The following is a 21,272-nucleotide window of genomic DNA, read 5'->3' as shown; positions in this document are numbered from 1 at the left end:
AATTAGCAAGGCAACATATCTGTATGGTGATTCCGTCAAAATTGCCAGCGGCGAGCATATCGTCAAACATACCTTCATAAGGTTTATACAAACTACTTGCATTTCTATCGAGTGCCTCCATCACCTCGCGCGGCTCATCAGTTGTGAAAACCCCGTCATAGTAAAGATGTGGCTCAAAATTTAAAGCGACAAACCCAAACCCTCTTTCCGCAATCTGCTCCGTCGCTTTTTCTAAATTACGCTTAATATTCTTTAATGAATTTATCGACTTACATGCAATATGATAGTTACCAAAATCGGTAGACACTACGATATCTGGCTCACCAAGTTTAGCTTTAACTTTCCGATGCCTAAGATATTGAATATACTCAAGCTCGAAGACAGCATTTAGCCCATCAAACCCACTTGGCTCTTTAGGGGCAAGCGAATTTGCTTCGATCTGTGCAATTAGGCCCTTGAATGCAGACCTTTCTTCGACTGTAATAATACTGTAGCAGTTTATTATGGCTTCGAGCACACGTTGTGCCTGTAGTAAATCTATGCGCTCAGGTAGTGTCAGAGTATTCTTTCTGTGTATAACACCCTCACAAGCTTTAAAACATCTGTGCAAATCCGAATCTGCGCGTATCACCTTGTCAAATTCTGCGTAAATGAGTTTGACCTTATCAGGAAACCGCTCAATCTGCTCGTAACTTATAATAACTTCAGGCCCCACGGCACACCCCCACACATACTATTTATAATTTAACCTACGACAGCAATACTACCATCATCTCTCAAGCGTGACACCGAAGCGATAGCCCTCAATCTCGCAATTGAGTGGAAAGCGTAACATCTAGACCTTTTCTTACCTACATCCTAAACTTCGCGCCAGCACTAGGTTTTTTACAGCACTTGACCAAAAGTTTGTGTTTAAATCCCCACAGCACTATAGCTAGTGATGGCCCCTGCCCCGCTAGTCTCTCCAATTGATCCAGCGGTCATTTCTCAGCCAAGTGTTCACTTGTAAAAAAAGCTTATTTATTGGTTTTATTTCGTTATTCATATATACCCGATCAATCTTCTCAATATCCCCAAACCCGGCCGCATTGTCCGGCATCACCCCTGCCAGCGCTGGGTTCATACGCCACGCCGCGATCACGTCATTGCGAGTGATGTCCTTAATGCGCTCGAATTCATCTTTCGTGGAAATATCCCCAACAGGGATGATCTGAATCGCTTTGTCACTCCCACCAGGGATATTGACGAACAGCGAACGGAAATTCCCCACCCCCTTGCTGCCGGCAATCTTCGCCTGCAATGCTTTTTCGTCTTCTTCTGAAAGGTTCGGGTCGTTGGTATAAAACACGAATCCGGCATGCGCACCGTTATTAAAATACCGTCGGCGGAATAACGTCGCAGATTCATTCAGCAGCAGCGCATGCATACCGCCCAGGTAATCCGGGACGCCATAGATGTTTTGCTCGACGTCGTAGTCCATGACGTGCTCAACCTCATCCTCGTCAAAATGCAGCTGCTTCCCGTCCGGTAGCAGCATCACGAAACCGCCGCCCACTTTTCGCCGCATGTTCAAGGCAGGCAAATGCTCCAGCTCCAACACCTGGCCCAGGACATTGCGCTTACGCAGGAAATACCCCTCTCCGAACACCATAAAATCCAGCGCAGCGCGGCCCATGGTTTGGGCGCTGCAGCCACCTGACGGAATGAAATCACGTAGCAGCAGGTTGCGCTTGAAACGCGGGATGGTGCCGTGGTGCGCGTTCGCCCGCAGAAGCTTTGCTAGCCCTGTGCGCGATACCGGCGGTGTGTAGATCTGACCGTCGTCGCTGGCGAACACACCTAGGTATTCGCCCATGTGGCCGGCCAGCACTGACTCCGGCTCGCCGAAACTGAATGTCCGAATCCTTTGTCCGGTTCGTTGCGCCACTGATGCCGGCGGGGTTTGTTGCGTGGGTTCGCTCATGAGTACCTTCGAGAGTTGACCAGCGGCTACGCCGCTTCTTGTTCACGTTAAGTGGTTCATTAGTCAGCGCATGCATCACCGCCCACGCAATGTCGGCGTGGCCGGTTGCATCGGTACGTGAGGCGCTGTAGGTGATCTGGCCGCTGTTCGTCGCGGCGCGTTTGATGGTCAGGAAAGCTGCAGCGATGTCATTCCAGCCCGCATCCCACTCAATGCGCCGCGCCTGGATCGTGTCCTGAGCCTTAAGCACCAACATGTTTTTGGTCTCCAGGCTGTAATGGATCGGCGTGGCCCGTGGGTAGAAATCGCGCACCAGGTCGAACACGCCGTAGCCCACCCCCGTGACATCGATGCCGATGTGATGGACGTTGAAGCGCTCGCAGATTTTCTTGACCTGGGCGGCCTGAAACGTGAACGAATGCCCGCGCCACGAATGTTTTTCTAGAATCCGAAACTTGCCGCCCGGCGCCAGCGGCGGCGCGACTACCACACAAGTCGCATCATCGCGGGTGCGGCTCGGGTCGTAGCCCACCCACACTGGCGAATTCCCGAAAGGCCTTGCCACTTTCGGGTCTGGGTTGAAATCGCTCCATAGCGCAAGATCCGAGTAACAGCGCTCCAGGTCCGCTAGGCTGAACGCGCTTTGCGAACTGTCTATGAATTGGCAGAGGTACAGCTGGTCGAACACCTCATCAGAGTTCTCCAGGCGCAATTGCTCCAAGTCGAACAGATTGCAGCCGCCGGTAATGGCATCGTGAATGGTGATGATCTTGCGCCACTGCCCGTCCGGGCACAGTGCGCCTAGGCGCAACTCAGGCTCAGTCGGGAAGGGTTGGTTGGCTTTCTTGTGTCGGCCCCGTTTGAAGGTGTCGCCGGTCCAAAAAGGATAAGCCTGATGGCTGACCGCGCTGGGCGTGGAAAAGAAAGTTTTGCGCCACTTCTTGTGCGTCGCCATGGCCCCCGCGAGGCTGCTCAACTTGTCGAAGTCACGGATCCAGAAATACTCATCGTAGACATGCCCGTGCGGCCCCTGTGCCGTGCTGCTGTTTGTGCTCATAAAGCGCAGTTCAGCGCCATTGCTCAGGGTGATCGGGTTCCCGGTCAGCTCGATCTCAAACCATTCGCGGGCAAACTTCAGGATGTATCCGCGAAACAATTCCGACTGCGCCCGGCTCGCCGACAGGAACATCTGATTGTCCCCAGTCAGCACCGCATCCATGAACGCTTCGCCGGCAAAGTAGTAGGTCAGCCCGGACTGGCGGCATTTCAGCACGTTGCGGATTCGCCGCGTCAGCGGGTTCTGCTTGGCTGCGAACAACTCCTTTTGATAGCCAAACAACTTGCTGGTGAATTTCTCGAGAAAGTCCACCTCGGTCAGTTGCGAGATATCGTTTTTAACCGACTTGGGTTTGCGCTTCTTCGGACCGTCCCGGTCGTGCTCACTCTTTCGCCCTGCTCGTTCCGGCACCGTTGCCTCTTCAGGGCGGGCAGGTTTGGCGCACTGTTTCAGTAGGCGTTCGCGCAGCGTTGTCAGCCGATCGAGCTCATCCAGTTCGGCTTTGCCAAGGGTGCCATGCTTTTCCAGAATCAGCGTGATCCGCCGGCTCACTGCCGTCAGCGGTTCATCATCCGTCAGCAGTTCGTCCCAGCAGCCTTTGGCGATCCAGTAATACACGATGCGCACATTCGGCAACTTCAGCTCGGCCTGAATCTCACGCGGTTTGCAGCGACGCAGATAGAGGCGTTTGGCGGTTTCTCGCACTTCAATCGAATAGGGCATGGGCCGCAGTCTATGCAGCCCAAAACCCTCAAACCCGCAGTTAAATGCCGCAAAATTCCTAGATCGTCCATCTAGGAATTTCGCGCAGTTGAACCGTTTGTTTGCCGGTTACGGGTTGCCTATCGTGGCCACCAACACAACGCCAATCGAGCAATTCGCCCATGCCTCGCCACTTCACCACTGACTGGAAACCTGTCGCCACCAGCGGAAAAACCGCCGACGGCCGCAGCATCGATCCGCAGGTGCTGCGAGACATGGCCGCCGCTTACAACCCCGACACCTACACCGCCGTGATCTGGTTCGAGCACATCCGCTACATGGGCAATTTCGGCAGCGTCAGCGCGCTGAAAGCCGAGGACTTGGACGAAGGCAAAGTGCGCCTGTTCGCCAAGCTCTCGCCCAATGACCGCCTGCTGCAGCTCAACAAAGAAGCGCAAAAGCTGTTCCCCAGCATCGAGATCGACCCCAACTTTGCCGACACCGGCAAACCGTACCTGCGTGGCCTCGCCGTCACCGACGAACCGGCCAGCCTCGGCACCGCCCAATTGCACTTTTCCCAGCGTGCCGGCACCGGCCAGTGCTTTACCTCAGACGAGCCGCTGGGCGAACTGATCCACACCGACCCGATCGATGAATCAGCCGTGTCGTTCTTCACTCGCCTGTTCAATCAACTGGGAAGCAAGGCCGCCCCACCCCAAAGCGAGACACCCGACATGGATCAAAAGACCGCCGAAGCCTTCAGTGCCGCCGTGGCCAAGCTCGACACCGTGGCCACCCGTTTGGAACAAAGCACGACCCACTTTGCAACGCAGAAAACCGATGAGCTGCCTGCGCCGGAACCGGTGAAAGAGGCAGCCGCTGTTGTCACGGCCGCCCAGTTCAATGCGCTCAAAAGCTCGCTGGACAAACTGACGGAAAACTTCAACGCAGCGCTCAATCAAGGCCAAGGCAAAGACGTACCGCCAATCACCGGCGCCGTCACCGAACAACCGGAGGCCGTGTACTGATGAGCCAACTCAGCGACCACGCCCGCCAGACCTATAACGCCCTACAAACCAGCGTTGCCCGCACGTATGGCGTCACGTCGGCCAGTGAAGAATTCAACGTCGAGCCGACCCACGCTCAGACCCTGAACGACCGCATCACCCTCAGCTCCGCCTTCTTGCAGCGCATCAACGTCATCGGCGTCAGCGAGATCAAGGGCGAAAAAGTCATGATGGGCGTCAACGGCACCGTGACCGGACGCACCAACACCGACAACAAAGACCGAGAACCGCGCAACGTGCTGGGCTTGGACGGCAAGGGTTACGAACTGTTCGACACCCACAGTGACGTCACCCTCAGATTCGCCACCATTGATGCCTGGGCCAAGTTCAAAGACTTCGCCAAACGCTACAGCGCTGCCGTGCAGCGCCAGATCGGCCTGGATCGGATCATGATCGGCTGGCACGGCCTCGAGGCCAAACCCGACACCGACCGCGACGCCCATCCGCTGTTGCAAGACGTCAACAAAGGCTGGCTGCAAATCGTGCGTGAGCAAGCGCCACAGCAGATCCTCGCGCAAGGTCAGACACCGGGCAAAATTCGCATCGGCCAACTCGGTGACTACCCCAACCTCGACGCATTGGTCTTCGACGTGTCGTTGATGATCGACGAAGAGTTTCGCGATGGCGATGACCTGATAGCGATCATCGGCCGTGACCTGCTCGCCCACGACAAAGGCAAGCTGTACGCCAAACAGGGCCATACACCGACCGAAAAAGAAAAGGTCGAACTGTCGCAGGTGATCGACACCTACGGCGGCCTACCCTCCTACACCTGCCCACACTTTCCGTCCAAGGGCGTGACGGTCACCTCGTTCAACAACCTGTCGATCTACTTTCAAGACAGCTCATGGCGGCGTTACCTGTTGGCCAATCCGAAGCGCTCACGCACCGAGGATTACAACAGCCGTAACGAGGGCTACGTGGTCGAACAACTGGGCAAATTTGCCGCCATCGAAGCCACCAACGTGGAACTGCTGGCCGATGCCCCCGAAGAGGTCAAAGCATGAGCTTGGCACTGATGCACAAACAACGCGTGCTCGAGCAAGGCCCGGTGGAAACCGTCGAGGTCTACACCCCAAGCACCGCGCTGGCCGGCCCCGCCAATGCACAAAAGCATCTGGCGTTGATGACCACGGCACTGGCCGAGGACTGCGCCCGATTGTCAGACCTCAACAGCTTGGCCGACCGCCAACGCCTCAAACGTGACGAGCTTTTGCCCAAATACCTGGACTATGTGCAGCGCTACCGCGACTCGGGTCTCAACCATCGCAACCCGGTGTTGATGCAGGTGCTGGTGTGGTTGTTCGACACCGAGCAATTCGAGCAGGCCTTGGCGTTGGCGGACTTTGCCATGCAGCAAGGCCAAGTGATGCCTGAGCGCTTCAAGCGCGACATTCCAACGTTTCTGGCCGACGCCATCATTGAATGGGCCGAGGCCGAGCACGAAGCCAAGCGCAGCCCGGAACCCTACCTGACCTTACTGCTGCCCCGCGTCGATGGCGAATGGCAGCTCTACGAGCGGATCCCGGCGCGCTATCACAAGCTGCTGGGCATCATCGCTATGGAACAAGAGCAGTGGAGCGAAGCCATCGCCCGCTTCGAACGCGCTGCCGAACTCTACCCGGCAATCGGCGTAAAAACGCGCCTCGAAGACGCCACCAAAGCACTGCGCCGAACAAGCGCTGACAGCTGAACAGACTTACCCACCCCAGCGGGGGCCTGTCGAGGCCATGGCTTCGTGCCAATGACCAAAAACAGCCACCCCCGCCTTTTATTCTTGCGAGCAGGCCCATGAGTTTTTCTGGCAAACCCACCACCCTGATCGCTCACCCGATCACCAATGACGGCTTCTGGCCGGATCTGGACGTGGCTGAATTTCAGAAGGGTTATCGCCTGCCGGCGGAATACCTGATGGAGCTGCTCGTGGACGGCATCACCCAAGCCATGAGCGAAGTGAATCTCGACCTGGCCAGGCACAAAGCACACTGGCAAGCCGCAGGCATCCGCAACGTCGCCAAAGCCGACCCAATGCTGTTACCGGAACGCACCTTCATGGCCGCCAGCTACAAACGCGCCGTGTACTGCCGCGGCAAGGCTTTTCTGCTCGCCCAGTTCGCGACGATCAATCGCCGCGAGAGCGCCGAACACTACGCCAAAGAAAGCCCGCAAACCCACGAACAATTCCTGTCGTTCAGCCAACAAGCCGTGCGCCTGATTCAAGGCCGTGGCCGTGTCACCGCCGAGTTGATCTGAATGGATAAATTACGCGCCCTCACCCGTCACCTGACCGAGCGACTGACGGTGCCCGCCGAACAGCTCGACAGTTGGGCCGAACAGGTCACGTTGCCGCTGTACTGGAAACCCACCGAACAGGGTTTGCACATGGGCGACATGCGGTACCGGGCCGTGTTGGTCATCGAGCGCTTCGGCGATGAGCCAACCAAGTTGATGGCATTGGTTGGGGCATGGCTGGAAACCCATGACCCGCATCGTCATTGCCATGACCTTCCGCCTGCGGTGTTCGACTTGGACCCGCTCGACGCCGACCTGACCGACATCGAACTGCAACTGGACTTTGTCGAGCCGCAACATTTGGTGGAGTCCACAGACGGAGAGATCGAAGCCTTCGGCAAGCGCTGGGCGTTCGTGCCGTTTGACTTGTGGGTGGCTGAACACGGAGCCGTTCATGACCGCGCTGACGTTTAGCCTCGACATTCGCGGCCTGCTCGACGCGAGCGAACGCCTGCAACTGTTGTCCCTACCGCCCGCTAAACGCCGACGCGTGCTGAGCAAGAGCGGCGACCGGTTCGCGGCGCACAACCGTAGCCGTCTACGCAGCCAACGCAATCTCGACCGCTCAGCCTTCGCACCGCGCAAAGACGGCCATAAACGCCGAATGCTGCGCGGTGTGGCAAAGACCCTTCGACGCACCCAGACATCAGCCACCCACGCCGTCGTGGGTTGGAGACGCAGCGCCGCTTCACGCATCGCCAGCGAACACCAGCACGGCCGCTCGCAAGTCATGACCGCCGCTCGCATGCGTGGCCTGTATCAGTCATCGCCTTACGCTGGAGCAGCTACACGCAAGCAAGCCAAGGCGCTGCTGAGGGCCGGTTATCGCGTGCGCGTCCAACACCGCTGGCGGCGCCCGACACAGAGCTGGATCGTGCAGAACCTTAGCAGTGGTCAGGCGGGGCTGATCCTGGCGCGCCTCGAAGGGCGTCACAAACCACAGCGCTGGACGATCCGGCTGCCCGTTCGGCACGCCTTGGGAGCCGATGCGCACACGATTCGCGACCTGATCAAAACCGTATTGCAACAGACAATCAACGCACCCCGTTAACGAGGTTATTCCCGTGGCTCAAGGTCAAGTCGGCGTCAACAATCTCAATCTGGGCCAGGGCCCGGTGACCGAGATCGAACGCTACTTTCTGTTCATCGGCCCGGCGACGAAAAATGTCGGCAAGCTGCTCACACTCAACACGCGCAGCGATCTGGACAATGAGCTGGGTGTCTCGGCCAGTGATCTAAAAACCCAAATCACCGCCGCCCGCGCCAACGGTGGCGAGCGTTGGGCCTGTGTCGCCTCGCCTATCGGTGCCGAAGGCGAATGGACAAGCGCGCTGGACATGGCCCACGCCAGCAGTGTCGCCGTCGAAGCAGTTGTAATCACTCCCCCCATCAGCAACAACGCTGAGCCGCAGGCCATGCATGAGGCCGTCACCAGCCTGAACAACCGCTACGGCCGCCGCCTGTTTGTAATGGCTGCCAGCGCTGGCATCCTGCCCGGGCAGGATTGGGCACAGTACCGCGAAGTCCAACGGCCATTGGTCGATAGCGTTTCCGCTCCCCGCGTGATGGTGGTGCCACAACTGCATGGCAACGACCTCGGCGTGTTGGCCGGCCGCCTGGCCAATGCGCAAGTCAGCATCGCCGACAGTCCCATGCGCGTGGCAACCGGTGCGCTAATCGGACTAGGGCCGACCCCGACCGACAAAGACAATGTGCCCTTGCCCTCTTCCACACTGGCAGCGCTCGACAAGCTGCGTCTCTCCGTTGCCCAAACGTACCCTGACTACCCCGGCGTGTACTGGGGTGACGCGAATCTGTTGGACGTTCCCGGTAGTGATTATTCCGTGGTTGAACACCTACGTATCGTCGACAAGGCCGCACGCCGCGTGCGCGTCCTGCTGATCCAGATGGTGGCCGACCGCAAGGTCAATAACACCCCCGCCAGCATGGCTGCCGCGTGCCTGAAACTCATGCGCCCGCTGCGCGAAATGTCCCGCTCGGTGACCTTCGCCGGTCAGCACTTCCCCGGCGATATTCAGCCGCCAACAGACGACGCTATTACCCTGGTCTGGCCAAACCGCACCACCCTGCAAGCCTATCTACGCATTCGCCCTTTCAACTGCCCTAAAGATTTGACGGCCAACATTGCGCTGGATCTGTCGCTGGACGATAAGGAATAACCATGGCCCGCATCAGCGGCATGAACTTCGACGTGAACCTGGGCGATTTGCAGGTGCACATTGAAAAAGCCACCCTCGACATTACTGACAACAGCGCCGTGGCCCAAACCCGAGGCGTGCCCGATGGACACGTGGACGGTGACGTCGCCGCCAGTGGTGAATTTGAACTCGACAGCGCCAATCTCGCGCTGCTGATTGAAGCGGCTGGCCGCGCCGGCTCGTTCCGAAAACTCGCCCCCTTCGACACGCTGTTCTTCGCCAAAACCGCCACCGACGAGCTGCGCGTCGAGGCCTTCGGCTGCAAGTTGAAGATCTCAAGCCTGCTGGATATCGATCCCAAGGGCGGCGAGAAAAGCACTCACAAAATCCCCTACGACGTCACCAGTCCCGACTTCATTCGCATCAACGGCGTGCCATACCTCGATGCCAGTGAAATCGATGGCCTGCGCTGATACCGCGCCACGACTTTTCAACTCACCACCGGAGCCCACATGACCCGTCGAGACATCACCCTAAATATGGGCGAGCAAGATTTTACCTTCATCCTGGCGCCCCAGGACGTCACCAAATACTTCAACGCCGTGACGCCCAACAACAAGGTCTCACCGTCTAATAACCTGCTGACCACCACTGTCCTGCCCGACCATTTGCCGGCGCTGCGCCCACACCTGGCCAACCCGGTGACAGTCATGCAACTGGCCGGCACGCTGCTGGAAGAGTACGCGCCCGACGTTGAAATCATCGTAAAAAAGCCCTCGACCGTGCTGACCGCCTGAGCGCTGACGGCTTCGGCCAATTGATTGCCCTGACCGAGCGCTGGCTACCCGGCGCCGCCCCCACCGCCGACAACCTGGGCACCGCCAAATGGCTGGAAGACGAACATTGGAAACGCATGGAAATCGCCGTGGCCAACGGCATCGCCAAGGCGTGGAAAGGTTGAACAAGGAACCGCAACATGAGCCCCACCGTCAGCAAGCTTGATTTTGTCTTGAGCCTGATCGATCGCGTCAGCCAACCCTTGAGCAAAGTCAAAACCGGCTTCAGTGACATGGCGACACAGGGCCAAAAAAGCATCAAACAAATGGGCGTCGGAGTGGCAGGTTTGCTCGGCTCGGCCTTCGCCTTGAAAACAGCGATGGCGCCCGCGTTGGGGCAAAACGCGGCGTTGGGGGAAGTCGAAAGTCTGGGCGTTGCCGTCGATGCGCTGGAGCTTTTGAACAAGCGCTCGCTGCAATTCGCAATCGCTTATGGTGAAAGCGCGACTGGCTTTGTCACTTCGGCCTACGACATCCAAAGCGCAATTGCTGGCCTGACCGGTGCGCAGTTGGCGAACTTCACGTTTGCCTCCAACGTGCTGGCCAAAGGCACCAAAGCAGATGCGGCCACCGTGACCGATTACGTCGGCACGATGCACGCCATCTTTGAGAGAGACGCCGATGCTATGGGCAAAAACGCTTGGGTCGAGCAACTGGTAGGACGTACCGCCACCGCTGTGCAAATGTTCAAGACCACCGGCCAGGGCATGAGCAACGCCTTTTCGGCCCTCGGCGCCAGCGCAGCATCGGCCGGGGTCGAAGCCGCCGAACAGATGGCCATTCTGGGCACCCTTCAAGCCACCATGAGCGGCAGCGAGGCCGGCACCAAATACAAAGCGTTTCTGGCTGGTGCCTATAACGCTCAGGAACAACTCGGGCTGGCGTTCACCGACAGCTACGGACGCCTACTGCCCATGGTCGACATTCTAGACAAGATCAACACGAAGTTCGGCGACCTCGACGCGGTCGAACTGGACCAGTTGAGCAAGGCATTCGGCAGCAAACAAGCAATCGGCTTGATCGTTCAACTGTTGCCCAAAACCGCAGCGCTGACCGACAGCATCCAGCGCTTGGACGCCGTCAGCGGCATGGATAAAGCCGTGGCCATGGCCAAATCCATCGCCGATCCGTGGGAGCGATTCGAGTTTGCCGTTGAAGCGGTGCGTATCGCGTTCGGCCAAAAGCTGCTGCCTACCCTTAACCCGATCATGGAGCGACTGGCTGAAGGCGCCGGTCACCTGGTGCGCTGGACATCCTTGTTCCCCAACCTGACGCGAGTTATCGGCCTGGCAGTACTGGGCGTGTTTACCCTCACCGCTGTCGTCGCTTTGATGACACTGACCTTCGGCATTTGGCGCACCGCCGCACTGCCCGTGGTTTTACTGTTGAAGCTGTTGAGCAAGGCCTCATGGAGCAGCACCCGCGCCTTTATCGCCAACGCAGCATCCACAACCCTGTCGTGGCTGCGCATTGCGGTTTTGGTCATTTGGCTACGCGCGGCAACCTCCGCCATGTGGCTATGGCAAGCGGCGATCTGGCTGACCAATACGGCGCTGTGGGCTAACCCGCTGACATGGATCGTGCTCGGCGTTCTGGCCTTGGTCGCCGTGATCGCCGCCGCCGTCTATTACTGGGACGAATGGACGATCGCACTGCAAGACACCGCCGCGTTCCGATGGATTAGCGAACAGCTGTCTTCGCTTTCTAATTGGTTCGGTTCCATCGGTGGTTGGTCGGGCATGGCCAAGGCCGCATGGGAGGGCATCGTCGCGATTTTTCACAGCGCTATCAATCGCCTGATCGCTTTGCTGAACACCATTCCCGGCGTCGACATCCAAGCGCAATTTGGCGAGATGCCAACGACGCCGAACCTGGACAGTCTTGAGGCAGCACGTCGCGCCCAGCAAACCATAAACGCTGCCATCCCTTCGCTGTCGCCATCGCGCGCGGCGGCCGTTCCAGCGGGCGGTTTGCTGACCAGCCTGCAGAACAACAGCACACACAACAAAGGCACCCACGTCGAAAACCAACACATCTACACCAGCAAACCGCTGACCAGTCACGAACTGGAAGGCCTGATGGTGATGGCCGGATGAGTGAATACGTGGATCTGCTGATTGCCGGCAATGACCTGGTGCTGGACCCATCCCGTCAGCCCCTGCTGATTGACGGGCGCGCCAGCATTGCCCAGGACATCGCTCACATGATCCGCGAAAGCGGGCTGCTGGTGACCTTGGTCGCCGAGCGCGACAGCCTGCGCCAGCGCGATTGCCGCCAGCAATTGGAACTGCTTGTGGAAGCCGACGAGCGCCTGGTACCGGGCACGGCGCAAGTCATCCCGGAGGGCAACGGAAACTACACCGTCACAGCCACCACCCTGAAATATGGCGCGCTGCAGGTGACCGTGTGAGCGATCCGGATTTCAAAGAAGCGTTGCGCGCCGCAGGCATTCCGACTACCGAAGCCGAGTTAGTCAAAGCTTGGGAAAAGGAAGCCGCTGCAAAAGGCTGCACGCTCACCAACACCAGCGCCTACTCGCCTTTCTGGCGGATCATCAGCGCATTGGTGACCCAACCGGTGCTGTGGGTACTTCAGTTCATCGTTGACACGGTATTGCCGAACTTCTTCGTCAAAACCGCCGTCGACGGCTGGCTGGACCTGCTGGCATGGGCCGTCAACGTCGAGCGTAAACCCTCCACCCACGCAACGGGCCTACTATTATTCACCCGCACCACAACCACGGGCGCATTGCAGGTACCGGTCGGTACCCGTGTGCAATCACCCGCCATCAACGGCCGGATCTACGAACTCAAAACCACGAGTGCGGCGCAGTTCGATGAAGGTCAATTGCAGCTCTCCATTCCGGTAGAAGCCACCGAGGCCGGTAGTGGCTACAACCTGGCACCCGGGTATTACGCCATTTTGCCGGTCCCCGTCCATGGCATCGTCCAAGTGGTCAACGCCGCCCATTGGTTGACGCAACCCGGCGCCGATCGCGAGCCCAACGACCAATTACGTCTACGAGTGCGCAACCAGTTCTCGGCCGTGAATCAGTACCACACCGACGCCGTGTACCGCGCCATGATCGCGTCCTTCCCGGGCGTGCGTCCCGATGGCGTGTACTTCGAGCACGGTGCCCCGCGCGGTCCCGGCAGCGCCAACGCCTACGTTTTGTTCGAAGCGGGTGTACCGGCCGACGACTACCTACAGCAGATCAATGCCCATATCCGCGACAACGGCAACCATGGCCACGGTGACGACCTGCTGGTCAAAGTCATGCCCGAAGTCCGATATACCATCGAACTCACCCTGTGGCCCCTACCCCACCTGAGCAGCGAACAACGTTCCAAGCTGAAAACCCAAGTCGAGCAGTTCATCCGTGCCGCGTTCCGCGAAAGCACGCCAAATGACTACCGACCGACCCTGACCTATCCCCAGTCGCGCTTTTCCTTTAGCCGCTTAGGTGAAGAGTTGCACGCACAGTTTCCGGGCATCGAATCGCTTGCGTTCAGCGACAGCGACATCCTGTCAGAGCTGAATATCCCGCGTATCAAACGGCTGAGGGTGATCCTCGATGCTTAAGCTCAAATTGCCGTTTTGGCTGGGAGGTGCAGAACTGACAAAGCTCAAAGCCACCGCACAGTCGTGGTGGGAAAAGGTTGAGCAATGGTCGCATTGGCCTTTACTGCAATTGGACCCCGAACACTGCCCCGTCGCCCTACTGAACTTGATCGCCTGGCAGCGCGACATCACCCGGTTTCGCGGCGAACCCGAACACCTGTACCGGCTACGAGTGAAGTTCGCCTTTATCAATTCAGTGGATGCCGGCTCGACCGCCGGACTGGTGCGAATACTGCGGCGTCTCGGCATCGGCTATGTCGAGATCGAGGAACGCTTGCCGGGTCGAGACTGGGACATCGTGCAGCTCAATCTCAGTGACTCGCAGCTCTCGGACAATCCCGACCTGCTACGCGTGATTGTTCAACAGTATGGCCGCACCTGTCGGCGCTATGACTTCGTGACCATCACCCCCGTGAGCCTGCAGGTGGCCATGGTCGATTTCAATGACGATCAGCAAACGCTGATTGCCAGCCTTTAGGAGACTCAATGGCTGCCAGTATCACTACCGCCGGCGAACGGTTGATCGCCGAAAAACAAGCCGCTCACCAAGTCCTGAAGGTGGAGCGTTTCGTTATCGGATGTGTACCTGACCTCGATCCCGACGCGCCCGTGGACCGTGATGCACCGAAGCCCCCGACCGAGCAAATCGTTCACGTTCAACGCTATACACAGAAAGGTTTTGTGAACCCCAACCAGGTGGTCTACAGCCTGATGATGGGCAGCGACATAGGGGACTTTGACTGGAACTGGATCGGTCTGGAAACCGAAGAAGATGTGCTGTTGATGGTCGCTTACGTGCCCTTGCAACAAAAGCGCAAGAACGTCCCCCCACATCAGATCGGCAACAACGTAACGCGCAACCTGATGCTGCAGTTCGACGGGGCCAAAGCGCTGACCAATGTGACTATCGACGCCAGCACTTGGCAGCACGACTTTACCTTTCGCTTGCACGAGATTGATGAGCGCGAACGCTTGGCCAACCGCGATTTATTCGGCCGTGCTTTCTTTTTCAGTAACGGCCTGCGAATCGTCAAGGTGTGGGGCGGATACGAACTCATGCCGGGATTAGCCTTCATCGAAGGCATCCGAGTCGAGTTGACCAAACGTATACCCATCACACCACCGACGTCGGCGGCCAACGTGTGGGTGGACGTGGCAATGATGCGCCAAGACAACAGCGTCACGGCAAACGTGTCTGTCCAATGGGGAGAGGATCTACAGGATTATCGAGACAGCGCCGGAGCCCAACACTACTTGATACCTATTGCCAGCCTGTCCGGCACCGGCACGATCCATGAACGACGAACCACCGAAGTCATTGATGAGCCACTGATCACTCACTTCGCTGCGCGTAATGGTGACTACTATGACCTTCGCGCCAGAGGCACCACCAAAGAAGATGTTGAGCTGGATCAAATCCCCAATGCCGTCAGCGATGATCCTTGGGAAAACGACAGCGACATCCTCCCCACAACCAAAGCCCTAACGATTCTTGAAGCTGACATTCAAAAATCCTTTGTCGGAATGGTGGCCGCGTTCGACATGCATAACGCGCCTAAAGGCTGGCTCAAGCGTAATGGCGCGAACGTGTCGCGCCACACGTACTCCGACCTCTTTGCAGTTTTGGGCACCCGTCACGGTGCAGGCAATGGTCGAACCACCTTCAATATCGGCGACAGCCGAGGTCTGTTCATTCGAGCGTTGGACGACGGCGCTGGGCGAGACCCAAATCGCGGGTTGGGCACTTTTCAGCAAACTCAAAACCTTTCCCACAGCCACACCGCCGTCGCATCTGCGGTCGGTGACCATATCCACAGCGCGTCTACAGATGCCCAAGGCAACCACGCGCACAGCGCATGGACGGATTCACAAGGGCATCACAGTCACACCATCGACCTTGGTCGTGGCGAAGAAGACGGTCGCGGCGGCGGCAATCCCGGCGGTGTTCACCGCGGCAGCGCCGACAGTACCTCAGCCGCAGGCGCCCACGCTCACAACGTCGGTATTGGTCACGCGGGTTTGCATAGCCACGCTGTGCACATCGGTGTGGCCGGTGGGCACAACCACGCCATTACCGTGCACGCCGCTGGAGGCGATGAGTCGCGCCCGGTTAACCAGGCCTTGCTGGTCTGCATCAAATACTGAGAGTGAGCAATGACTGCAAAAATCGTTTATCAGACCGACCACCTGGGATTGTACGTCGGCGAGACAGAAGCTGATGAATCGCCGCTCGAGCCGGGGGTATTTTTAATTCCCGGCGGCTGCGTGGAAGTGCCACCGCCACAAGCCCCGGAATTCAAAAGAGCCTATTGGACGGGTAGCGCCTGGCAACTGCTCGACTACTTCGAAGGGCTGATCGTCTACAACATTCGTACTCGCGCCCCCCTGACCCTGACCGGCCCTGGCTCAGTCCCCAACGGCTATACCATGAAAACGCCGGGACTCAACCAGATCTGGAAAGACGGCCAATGGGTGGATGATCTGGACACGCTGCTGGCCAAGTTCTACCCGCAAAAACTCGACGCACTCGACGCCGGCTGCGCCCTATACATCGAGTCAGGATTTGAATCCGATGCGCTGGGCGAACATCACCGATACGACAGCACCCTTGAAGATCGGGTGAACTTAACCGGGTTAATACTCAGCGAACGTGAAGCGCTCTATCCCTGCCATAACACCACTTCACCCCCTCTCGAAAAAGTATTTCGCGAACACACCGCGCCACAGCTGCATTTGCTCGGCCAGCATTTGGTGGTCTTTCAACAACGCGCCTTGCAGCAGTCACAAGAGCTCAAAAAGTTGCTGGACAACGCGTTGAATGCAAAAGACCTCAGCGCCCTGCAAGCCATCGAGTGGAGTCCGCCAGCGTGACGTGGGCACCGGTGACGCTGCGCTGGCCCGTGCAAGCGACAGGATGGTTGAGCGACCTGCCTATTCAGTCTGGCGAGCCGGTCAATAACGTGACGCACGAACTCGTAAAGCGCGGCCGTGCAGCGATGCAAGATCAGTTAGGCCAGAAGCTGGCGTGCTTGGCGGTGACGCCGTTCCAGCCAGGTGTCGGTCAGGGCCGAGGCTATCAACGATCTTTATCCGCCCCCAATCTCGTCCAGCATCTTGCAGACACGTTATTGGGCGGTGCAGGCCTTCCAGCAGTCGGTCATGATCAGCACGCATTGGTCGTGCTGTTCCTGTCGACCCGATACGAGCACCTAGCCGATGGTTTGGCTGGCCTCAACGCATTGCTTCCCCTACCCGAGCTTGTGCGGACCGAAAAACGCGCCCGGCATCTATCCGAGCTTGAGGCTCAAAAGTGGATTAAGGCGCGTGCCGGCTCACTTCCGCGTTGGGGCAGCCTGTCACTGGAACGCTGCCCGTTCATCAAAGCCACACAAAAAGCGCTGTCCGGGCATTTGTCCACGCTCGAAAGCATGACCACAAACCGCTCGCCGCTTCAGGACCTACGCGCCATTGCCGATCGCAAAGCCGAACGACGCAAAGCTTTGGATCGACAACTGAGCGAGATCAAAGAACATCTGGCCAAGCCGGACCAGGGTTACACCATGGTCGCCCGTCTCCTCAAGCCAAGCACCGCCGAGCACTGGCGCCGACAGCTGTTGGACGAGGCTGCGCCGGGGCATGAATGGGTGTTGTGTGCCGGCATGATGCTGGTCGGGCCACAAGAAGGCCTGCGCTTCGTTCAGGAACTGGTGGGGCTATGACGCTGCTACTCGACGGCCAGAAGGTCAACGGCAAATCACTCAAAGTCACCGCCAATCTGCGCATCGAAAGTGGTGACATGTCTGGCCAGACCAGCAACACCGACCGATCACATCAAGGCTTCAAACCCAAGGCGCTGACTGTCTCGCTGACGATCCCCTATCGCGATCGGGTTCACTTGGCGGAAATCATGCGTCTGGCCGAAACCACTGCCGGCGGCGGGCAGCCCAGGGTGTATCGATTGGTCAACGACACGGCCGAGGCGTTCGGCGTACGTCAGGTGCAATTCAGCGACACCCTCAGTGCAAAGGAAGATGACAACCTTTCCGCCTGGCGGGTGCAGTTCACTCTCACAGAAAAACTCTCCAACCCTGAGCGCGTTGAAACACGCCGGCCTGGCAATAAGGTTCACCAGCAAACGGGAACCGGGGGACGAGTGACCGACCCAACAGCCACGCCGGTGCCGGACACCGAAACCCAGTCACCCGAGTTGTCCGGGTTCGAGAGCATCCTCAAGCGCGTCGACGATTATTTGGGGCCTCCCCAATGAAATTGCACAAAGTGCTAACCATCAACGGCCAACCGTTTGAAGTGGTCAGTGATGAGGTCCGGCTGGATCTGCACACACCTGGCCGAGCCAGTTTCCGAATCAAATCGGCCACCGCCCAGCGCGGTCTGGTGTGCCTGGATATCGGCTACAACGACAAGCCGCTACAACGCCACTTTCTGGGGTACATCGAGCAATGCACAGCCGCCAATGGCCTGGAGCAAGTGTTGTTCTGCCGCGAGCTGACCGCGACGCTGAGCCGTTCATTGCCTTTGGGATTGCGCCATGTCGATCTACCCGCAGTGCTGTCCGAGATCACCCGTTCATCGTGCCTGCGCTTTCGCCTGCCGGCCACCGGCTACGCCAAGGTGCGAGTGCCTTACTTTTACTCGCTGGGCACCGGCGTTCAGGCACTCGATAGCTTGGGCAGGGTGTTCAGCATCCCCGACTTCATCTGGCACCAACAGGGCGACGGCGACGTATACGTTGGCAGTTGGGCCGACAGCTATTGGGGTACACGCCCGGCGCTGCAACTGCCGGCCGAACTGTTCGGCGCACACCTGGGGAACCAGAGCGCTGAAGTCGCCGCACTGCCCGGGGTGCGCCCCGGCGCACTGATCGATCAAGGCCGAATCACCTCGGTGACGCTGGCCGACACGAAAATGGTGCTCAAGTGGAAGAAGTCGTAACCCGCATCGTCGAACGGCGCTTCCCGGAGTTAGTCGGCGCTTATCACCTGCCCCGGTTCGCCCAAGTGATAGCGGTAGCAGACCCACCGAGTGACGCCGGCCTTTGCGATGACTTCCGCCCGCGTTACGCCGTGGATCTGCAAGTGCTTGCCCATGACGGCGAGCCAGATCCGCTCCTGCCGCCCCTCTTGGGAGTCGCGTTACCGGTGATGGGCGGCGGCGATGCCATGGGTTTCTACGCCTTCCCGGCAGAGGGCACCCACGTGGTGGTCAACTTCGCCTATGGGATGCCAGACAAACCTTTTATTTCGCAGATCCTGCCTCACGGCCTGAGCCTGCCCCGCGTGCCCAAGGGCGATCTGGTGTGGCAACACAGTGACGCGGTGCAGCAACGCGCCGACGCCGACGGCAACTGGCTACGCCAGACCGACGCCAACATCACCGACCAATCCACCGAGCGCCTTGTACAAGCCACGAGCAACGCCGAGCGCTATCAAATGAACACCGTTGATGTCGACGAGCACAGCACCGAATCAGTCGGGGGCATCAAAACGCTTGAAGCACTGGGCGCGCTCAAACTCCTGTCCGGGGGATCGGCCAGCATGGCCGCCCTCGGTGATCTGCACGTCACCACCGGTCATGACCTGAACGTGGTGGTTGAGCAAAAGCACACCACTACGGTTACCGGTGACATGCAGGAGCGGATCCACGGCGCGCGCCAGAGCATCGCCGCGGTGGCTCAACGTTTCGAAGCACCAACGACTTGGCTAGGCTCGGAAACCACCAATGTACTCACCGTACTCTGTGACCTGATTAATCTGGTGGAAGCGATGAGCACAGCCATTGCCGGTCATACGCACGCACCCAAACAGCCCCCTCTCAACACGGCTCAATTTGTCGCCCACGCCGAGTCCGCCGCTGCGCTCTATACAGAGCTGGCCCCTTTAACTGAATGAACCCCATCAAGGATGACACCGTGCAAGACATCCGCTGCGGCAGTTGCTGCCGCAAACTCGCCGCTGCCAGCGGCTTTACCGAATTACAGATCAAGTGCCCGCGCTGCCGGACATTCAACCACCTGAAGGCCCCGAGCCTCCCCCCAGCGTGCCGCGAGCATCCAGAACAACGAGTTCATGAATGCCGCAACCCACCCTTGGCAGCCTGTTCGCAGGCGTAGGAGGCTTTGATGTCGGATTTGAAAACGCGGGATACCGCAGCGCCTGGCAAGTCGAACTCAACCCCATCAACCGGGCTGTGCTTGCCGATCGATTTCCACACGCCACCCAATACGAAGATGTGCGCCACTGCGGCGCTCACAACCTCAGCAGCGTCGACGTCCTCACGGCCGGCTTCCCGTGCCAGGACATCAGCATCGCCGGCTGCCGAGAAAGCAACCGAGACACCCGCGGGCTACGCGGCGAACGCAGCGGATTGTTTTGGGAAGTCATACGCATCCTCAAAGAGACACAACCTCGCTGGGTGGTGCTTGAGAACGTCGTTAACCTGCTCGCTGTCAACGGTAGCCAAGACTTTGAAACAGTCATCCGGGCCCTTGCGGACTGCGGGTATGTGGGATTTTGGCGAGTGCTTAATGCTCAATATTTCGGAGTCCCCCAGCAACGTCGCCGCATATTCCTGGTCGCAGGTTTTAGACGCATGCCCCCCTTCGAGTTCCTGGCTGACGCCGCGCCAGTGGACGCAGTACCTCCAGCGTCTCAATCGCAGCCCTGGCCACGCCCAGCGGATGCCTGGGCTGCCAATACTTTATTGGCAAACAAAGCCGGCTCCCAAATCGCTATGGGCTGCACCACTTTCGTCGCTCACCCGAACGGATGGGATCAGATGGTTGAGCGGCAGCGAGCGGCTGAAGATGATGGGTTTTGCCTCGGACTGGATGCGGCCAACCTTGCAGAGGCTTTCAGTGCCGGAAACGCCGTTGTTACGCAGATCGCGCAGTGGATTGCAGAGAAGTTGATTAACGAGAAGTAAACCCAAGCGCGCGTTGCCAGCAAACACCCGCAACGCGCATGCTCAGCGTGACTCTTAAGGTTTGCCGAGCCGTTGTCTAACCCATAGTTGAATGACACGCGCATCCACCGATGGCCACTGAATGGCCGCTCCCAGATCGCGGCCAACGTCCAATGCTGTGATACCTGGATACAACTGAACAACCCTCCCCGTCACCGTGCAACGCAACCCCGCGCTGGCCCTGTGCCTGCCGAGCCACGGGCCAATTAATCGGTAGGTTTCGTCGTAACAGACCATCGCGTCGCCTACCGAGGCAAAGCGAATTTCGTAGCATTTATGCACTTCAAACGAGAGGACGTAGGCCATCAGAAAATCCATTTCTTGTGCCTAGGGCACCGTGCCGTAGGAGGGTATTTTTTAGCAAAAATGACCCTTCGGAATCTGTAGGACTGTTCCTGCGGTTAGCTGTGCAGAGTTGATTTGTGCGGAGGAAAATCGGAGTAAATTGTCTGATCCCTAGAGTTTTCCGTAGGAAATGGTCACGTCTGAGCTTCAGAATCGGTTTTGATTGTATCCACCGAACATCAAAAATAGAAGTTCTGCTCTGTATATAGAACATTGGCTCTCTGTATATAGAAAATTAAGCGACCGCCA

The 21,272-nt window shown here is 58.3% G+C and carries 26 protein-coding genes; 22 read left to right on the top strand and 4 right to left on the bottom strand.

Going from position 1 to position 21,272, the window contains the following annotated elements; translation table 11 throughout:
* From F8N49_RS12215 to F8N49_RS12205, 3 genes are all read right to left on the bottom strand, one after another.
* Positions 1-715: hypothetical protein (locus F8N49_RS12215; RefSeq protein WP_151551563.1), on the bottom strand; the 715-nt coding region annotated here is incomplete at its 3' end.
* Positions 716-955: 240 nt separating this feature from the next.
* On the bottom strand, positions 956-1,813 hold the full coding sequence (locus F8N49_RS28310; RefSeq protein ID WP_256675431.1) for a phage portal protein: 858 nt from the start codon (positions 1,811-1,813) through the stop codon (positions 956-958).
* Positions 1,710-3,743 (bottom strand): terminase large subunit domain-containing protein, encoded by a 2,034-nt coding sequence (locus F8N49_RS12205; RefSeq protein ID WP_151551559.1) that lies wholly within the window; start codon positions 3,741-3,743, stop codon positions 1,710-1,712. Before F8N49_RS12205 ends, F8N49_RS28310 begins: the two co-directional genes overlap by 104 nt.
* Before the next feature lie 161 nt (positions 3,744-3,904).
* Here F8N49_RS12205 and F8N49_RS12200 point away from each other — a divergent pair, with 161 nt between their 5' ends.
* From F8N49_RS12200 to F8N49_RS12100, 22 genes are all read left to right on the top strand, one after another.
* Positions 3,905-4,750, top strand: coding sequence for a GPO family capsid scaffolding protein (locus tag F8N49_RS12200; RefSeq protein WP_071173790.1), 846 nt, complete (start codon positions 3,905-3,907; stop codon positions 4,748-4,750).
* The gene (locus F8N49_RS12195; RefSeq protein ID WP_071173791.1) at positions 4,750-5,796 is read left to right on the top strand and encodes a phage major capsid protein, P2 family; all 1,047 of its coding nucleotides are present in this window, start codon (positions 4,750-4,752) and stop codon (positions 5,794-5,796) included. The genes F8N49_RS12200 and F8N49_RS12195 overlap by 1 nt, the downstream gene beginning before the upstream one ends.
* On the top strand, positions 5,793-6,482 hold the full coding sequence (gene gpM / locus F8N49_RS12190; protein WP_071173792.1) for a phage terminase small subunit: 690 nt from the start codon (positions 5,793-5,795) through the stop codon (positions 6,480-6,482). The genes F8N49_RS12195 and gpM overlap by 4 nt, the downstream gene beginning before the upstream one ends.
* Before the next feature lie 98 nt (positions 6,483-6,580).
* Positions 6,581-7,042 (top strand): head completion/stabilization protein, encoded by a 462-nt coding sequence (locus F8N49_RS12185; protein WP_071173793.1) that lies wholly within the window; start codon positions 6,581-6,583, stop codon positions 7,040-7,042.
* Complete coding sequence (locus tag F8N49_RS12180; protein ID WP_071173794.1) at positions 7,043-7,495, top strand: phage tail protein; 453 nt, start codon at positions 7,043-7,045, stop codon at positions 7,493-7,495.
* Positions 7,476-8,132: a hypothetical protein gene (locus F8N49_RS12175; protein WP_071173795.1), complete on the top strand. Its 657-nt coding sequence runs from the start codon at positions 7,476-7,478 to the stop codon at positions 8,130-8,132. Before F8N49_RS12180 ends, F8N49_RS12175 begins: the two co-directional genes overlap by 20 nt.
* 13 nt (positions 8,133-8,145) lie before the next feature.
* Positions 8,146-9,261: a DUF2586 domain-containing protein gene (locus F8N49_RS12170; protein WP_071173796.1), complete on the top strand. Its 1,116-nt coding sequence runs from the start codon at positions 8,146-8,148 to the stop codon at positions 9,259-9,261.
* A 2-nt stretch (positions 9,262-9,263) separates the two neighbouring features.
* Positions 9,264-9,713, top strand: coding sequence for a phage protein (locus tag F8N49_RS12165; protein WP_071173797.1), 450 nt, complete (start codon positions 9,264-9,266; stop codon positions 9,711-9,713).
* Positions 9,714-9,752: 39 nt separating this feature from the next.
* A complete protein-coding gene (locus F8N49_RS12160) occupies positions 9,753-10,037 on the top strand; it encodes a putative phage tail assembly chaperone (protein ID WP_071173798.1) in 285 nt (94 codons plus the stop codon).
* A 20-nt stretch (positions 10,038-10,057) separates the two neighbouring features.
* Positions 10,058-10,201, top strand: a complete 144-nt coding sequence (locus F8N49_RS27905) for a hypothetical protein (RefSeq protein ID WP_177180909.1) — start codon at positions 10,058-10,060, stop codon at positions 10,199-10,201.
* Positions 10,202-10,216: 15 nt separating this feature from the next.
* Positions 10,217-12,172 carry a phage tail tape measure protein gene (locus tag F8N49_RS12155; protein WP_151551557.1) on the top strand — a complete coding sequence of 652 codons (1,956 nt, stop codon included), beginning with the start codon at positions 10,217-10,219 and terminating at the stop codon, positions 12,170-12,172.
* Complete coding sequence (locus F8N49_RS12150) at positions 12,169-12,486, top strand: DUF2590 family protein (RefSeq protein WP_071173800.1); 318 nt, start codon at positions 12,169-12,171, stop codon at positions 12,484-12,486. The genes F8N49_RS12155 and F8N49_RS12150 overlap by 4 nt, the downstream gene beginning before the upstream one ends.
* Positions 12,483-13,658, top strand: coding sequence for a baseplate J/gp47 family protein (locus tag F8N49_RS12145; protein ID WP_151551555.1), 1,176 nt, complete (start codon positions 12,483-12,485; stop codon positions 13,656-13,658). The genes F8N49_RS12150 and F8N49_RS12145 overlap by 4 nt, the downstream gene beginning before the upstream one ends.
* Entirely contained in the window at positions 13,651-14,175 is a 525-nt protein-coding gene (locus tag F8N49_RS12140) for a phage tail protein (protein ID WP_071173802.1), read from the top strand. The genes F8N49_RS12145 and F8N49_RS12140 overlap by 8 nt, the downstream gene beginning before the upstream one ends.
* A gap of 8 nt (positions 14,176-14,183) precedes the next feature.
* On the top strand, positions 14,184-15,842 hold the full coding sequence (locus F8N49_RS12135; protein WP_151551553.1) for a phage tail protein: 1,659 nt from the start codon (positions 14,184-14,186) through the stop codon (positions 15,840-15,842).
* 9 nt (positions 15,843-15,851) lie between these two features.
* The gene (locus F8N49_RS12130; protein WP_071173804.1) at positions 15,852-16,568 is read left to right on the top strand and encodes a hypothetical protein; all 717 of its coding nucleotides are present in this window, start codon (positions 15,852-15,854) and stop codon (positions 16,566-16,568) included.
* Positions 16,565-17,416 (top strand): hypothetical protein, encoded by an 852-nt coding sequence (locus F8N49_RS12125; RefSeq protein WP_071173805.1) that lies wholly within the window; start codon positions 16,565-16,567, stop codon positions 17,414-17,416. Before F8N49_RS12130 ends, F8N49_RS12125 begins: the two co-directional genes overlap by 4 nt.
* Positions 17,413-17,964 carry a DNA-binding protein gene (locus tag F8N49_RS12120; protein WP_071173806.1) on the top strand — a complete coding sequence of 184 codons (552 nt, stop codon included), beginning with the start codon at positions 17,413-17,415 and terminating at the stop codon, positions 17,962-17,964. Before F8N49_RS12125 ends, F8N49_RS12120 begins: the two co-directional genes overlap by 4 nt.
* Positions 17,961-18,650: a hypothetical protein gene (locus F8N49_RS12115; protein WP_071173807.1), complete on the top strand. Its 690-nt coding sequence runs from the start codon at positions 17,961-17,963 to the stop codon at positions 18,648-18,650. The genes F8N49_RS12120 and F8N49_RS12115 overlap by 4 nt, the downstream gene beginning before the upstream one ends.
* The gene (locus F8N49_RS12110; protein WP_071173808.1) at positions 18,635-19,606 is read left to right on the top strand and encodes a hypothetical protein; all 972 of its coding nucleotides are present in this window, start codon (positions 18,635-18,637) and stop codon (positions 19,604-19,606) included. Before F8N49_RS12115 ends, F8N49_RS12110 begins: the two co-directional genes overlap by 16 nt.
* Entirely contained in the window at positions 19,603-19,827 is a 225-nt protein-coding gene (locus F8N49_RS12105; RefSeq protein ID WP_083387073.1) for a Com family DNA-binding transcriptional regulator, read from the top strand. The genes F8N49_RS12110 and F8N49_RS12105 overlap by 4 nt, the downstream gene beginning before the upstream one ends.
* Positions 19,788-20,639 (top strand): DNA cytosine methyltransferase, encoded by an 852-nt coding sequence (locus F8N49_RS12100; protein ID WP_071173809.1) that lies wholly within the window; start codon positions 19,788-19,790, stop codon positions 20,637-20,639. Before F8N49_RS12105 ends, F8N49_RS12100 begins: the two co-directional genes overlap by 40 nt.
* A gap of 54 nt (positions 20,640-20,693) precedes the next feature.
* On the opposite strand, the gene F8N49_RS12095 is transcribed toward F8N49_RS12100, so the two are convergent.
* Positions 20,694-20,996: a hypothetical protein gene (locus F8N49_RS12095; protein ID WP_151551551.1), complete on the bottom strand. Its 303-nt coding sequence runs from the start codon at positions 20,994-20,996 to the stop codon at positions 20,694-20,696.
* Between the last annotated feature and the right edge of the window lie 276 nt (positions 20,997-21,272).

The organism is Pseudomonas sp. GXM4, assembly GCF_008923895.1.
In the GTDB taxonomy this organism is placed as follows: Bacteria; Pseudomonadota; Gammaproteobacteria; order Pseudomonadales; family Pseudomonadaceae; genus Aquipseudomonas; species Aquipseudomonas atacamensis.
This window is presented reverse-complemented; position numbering and strand designations above follow the sequence as displayed.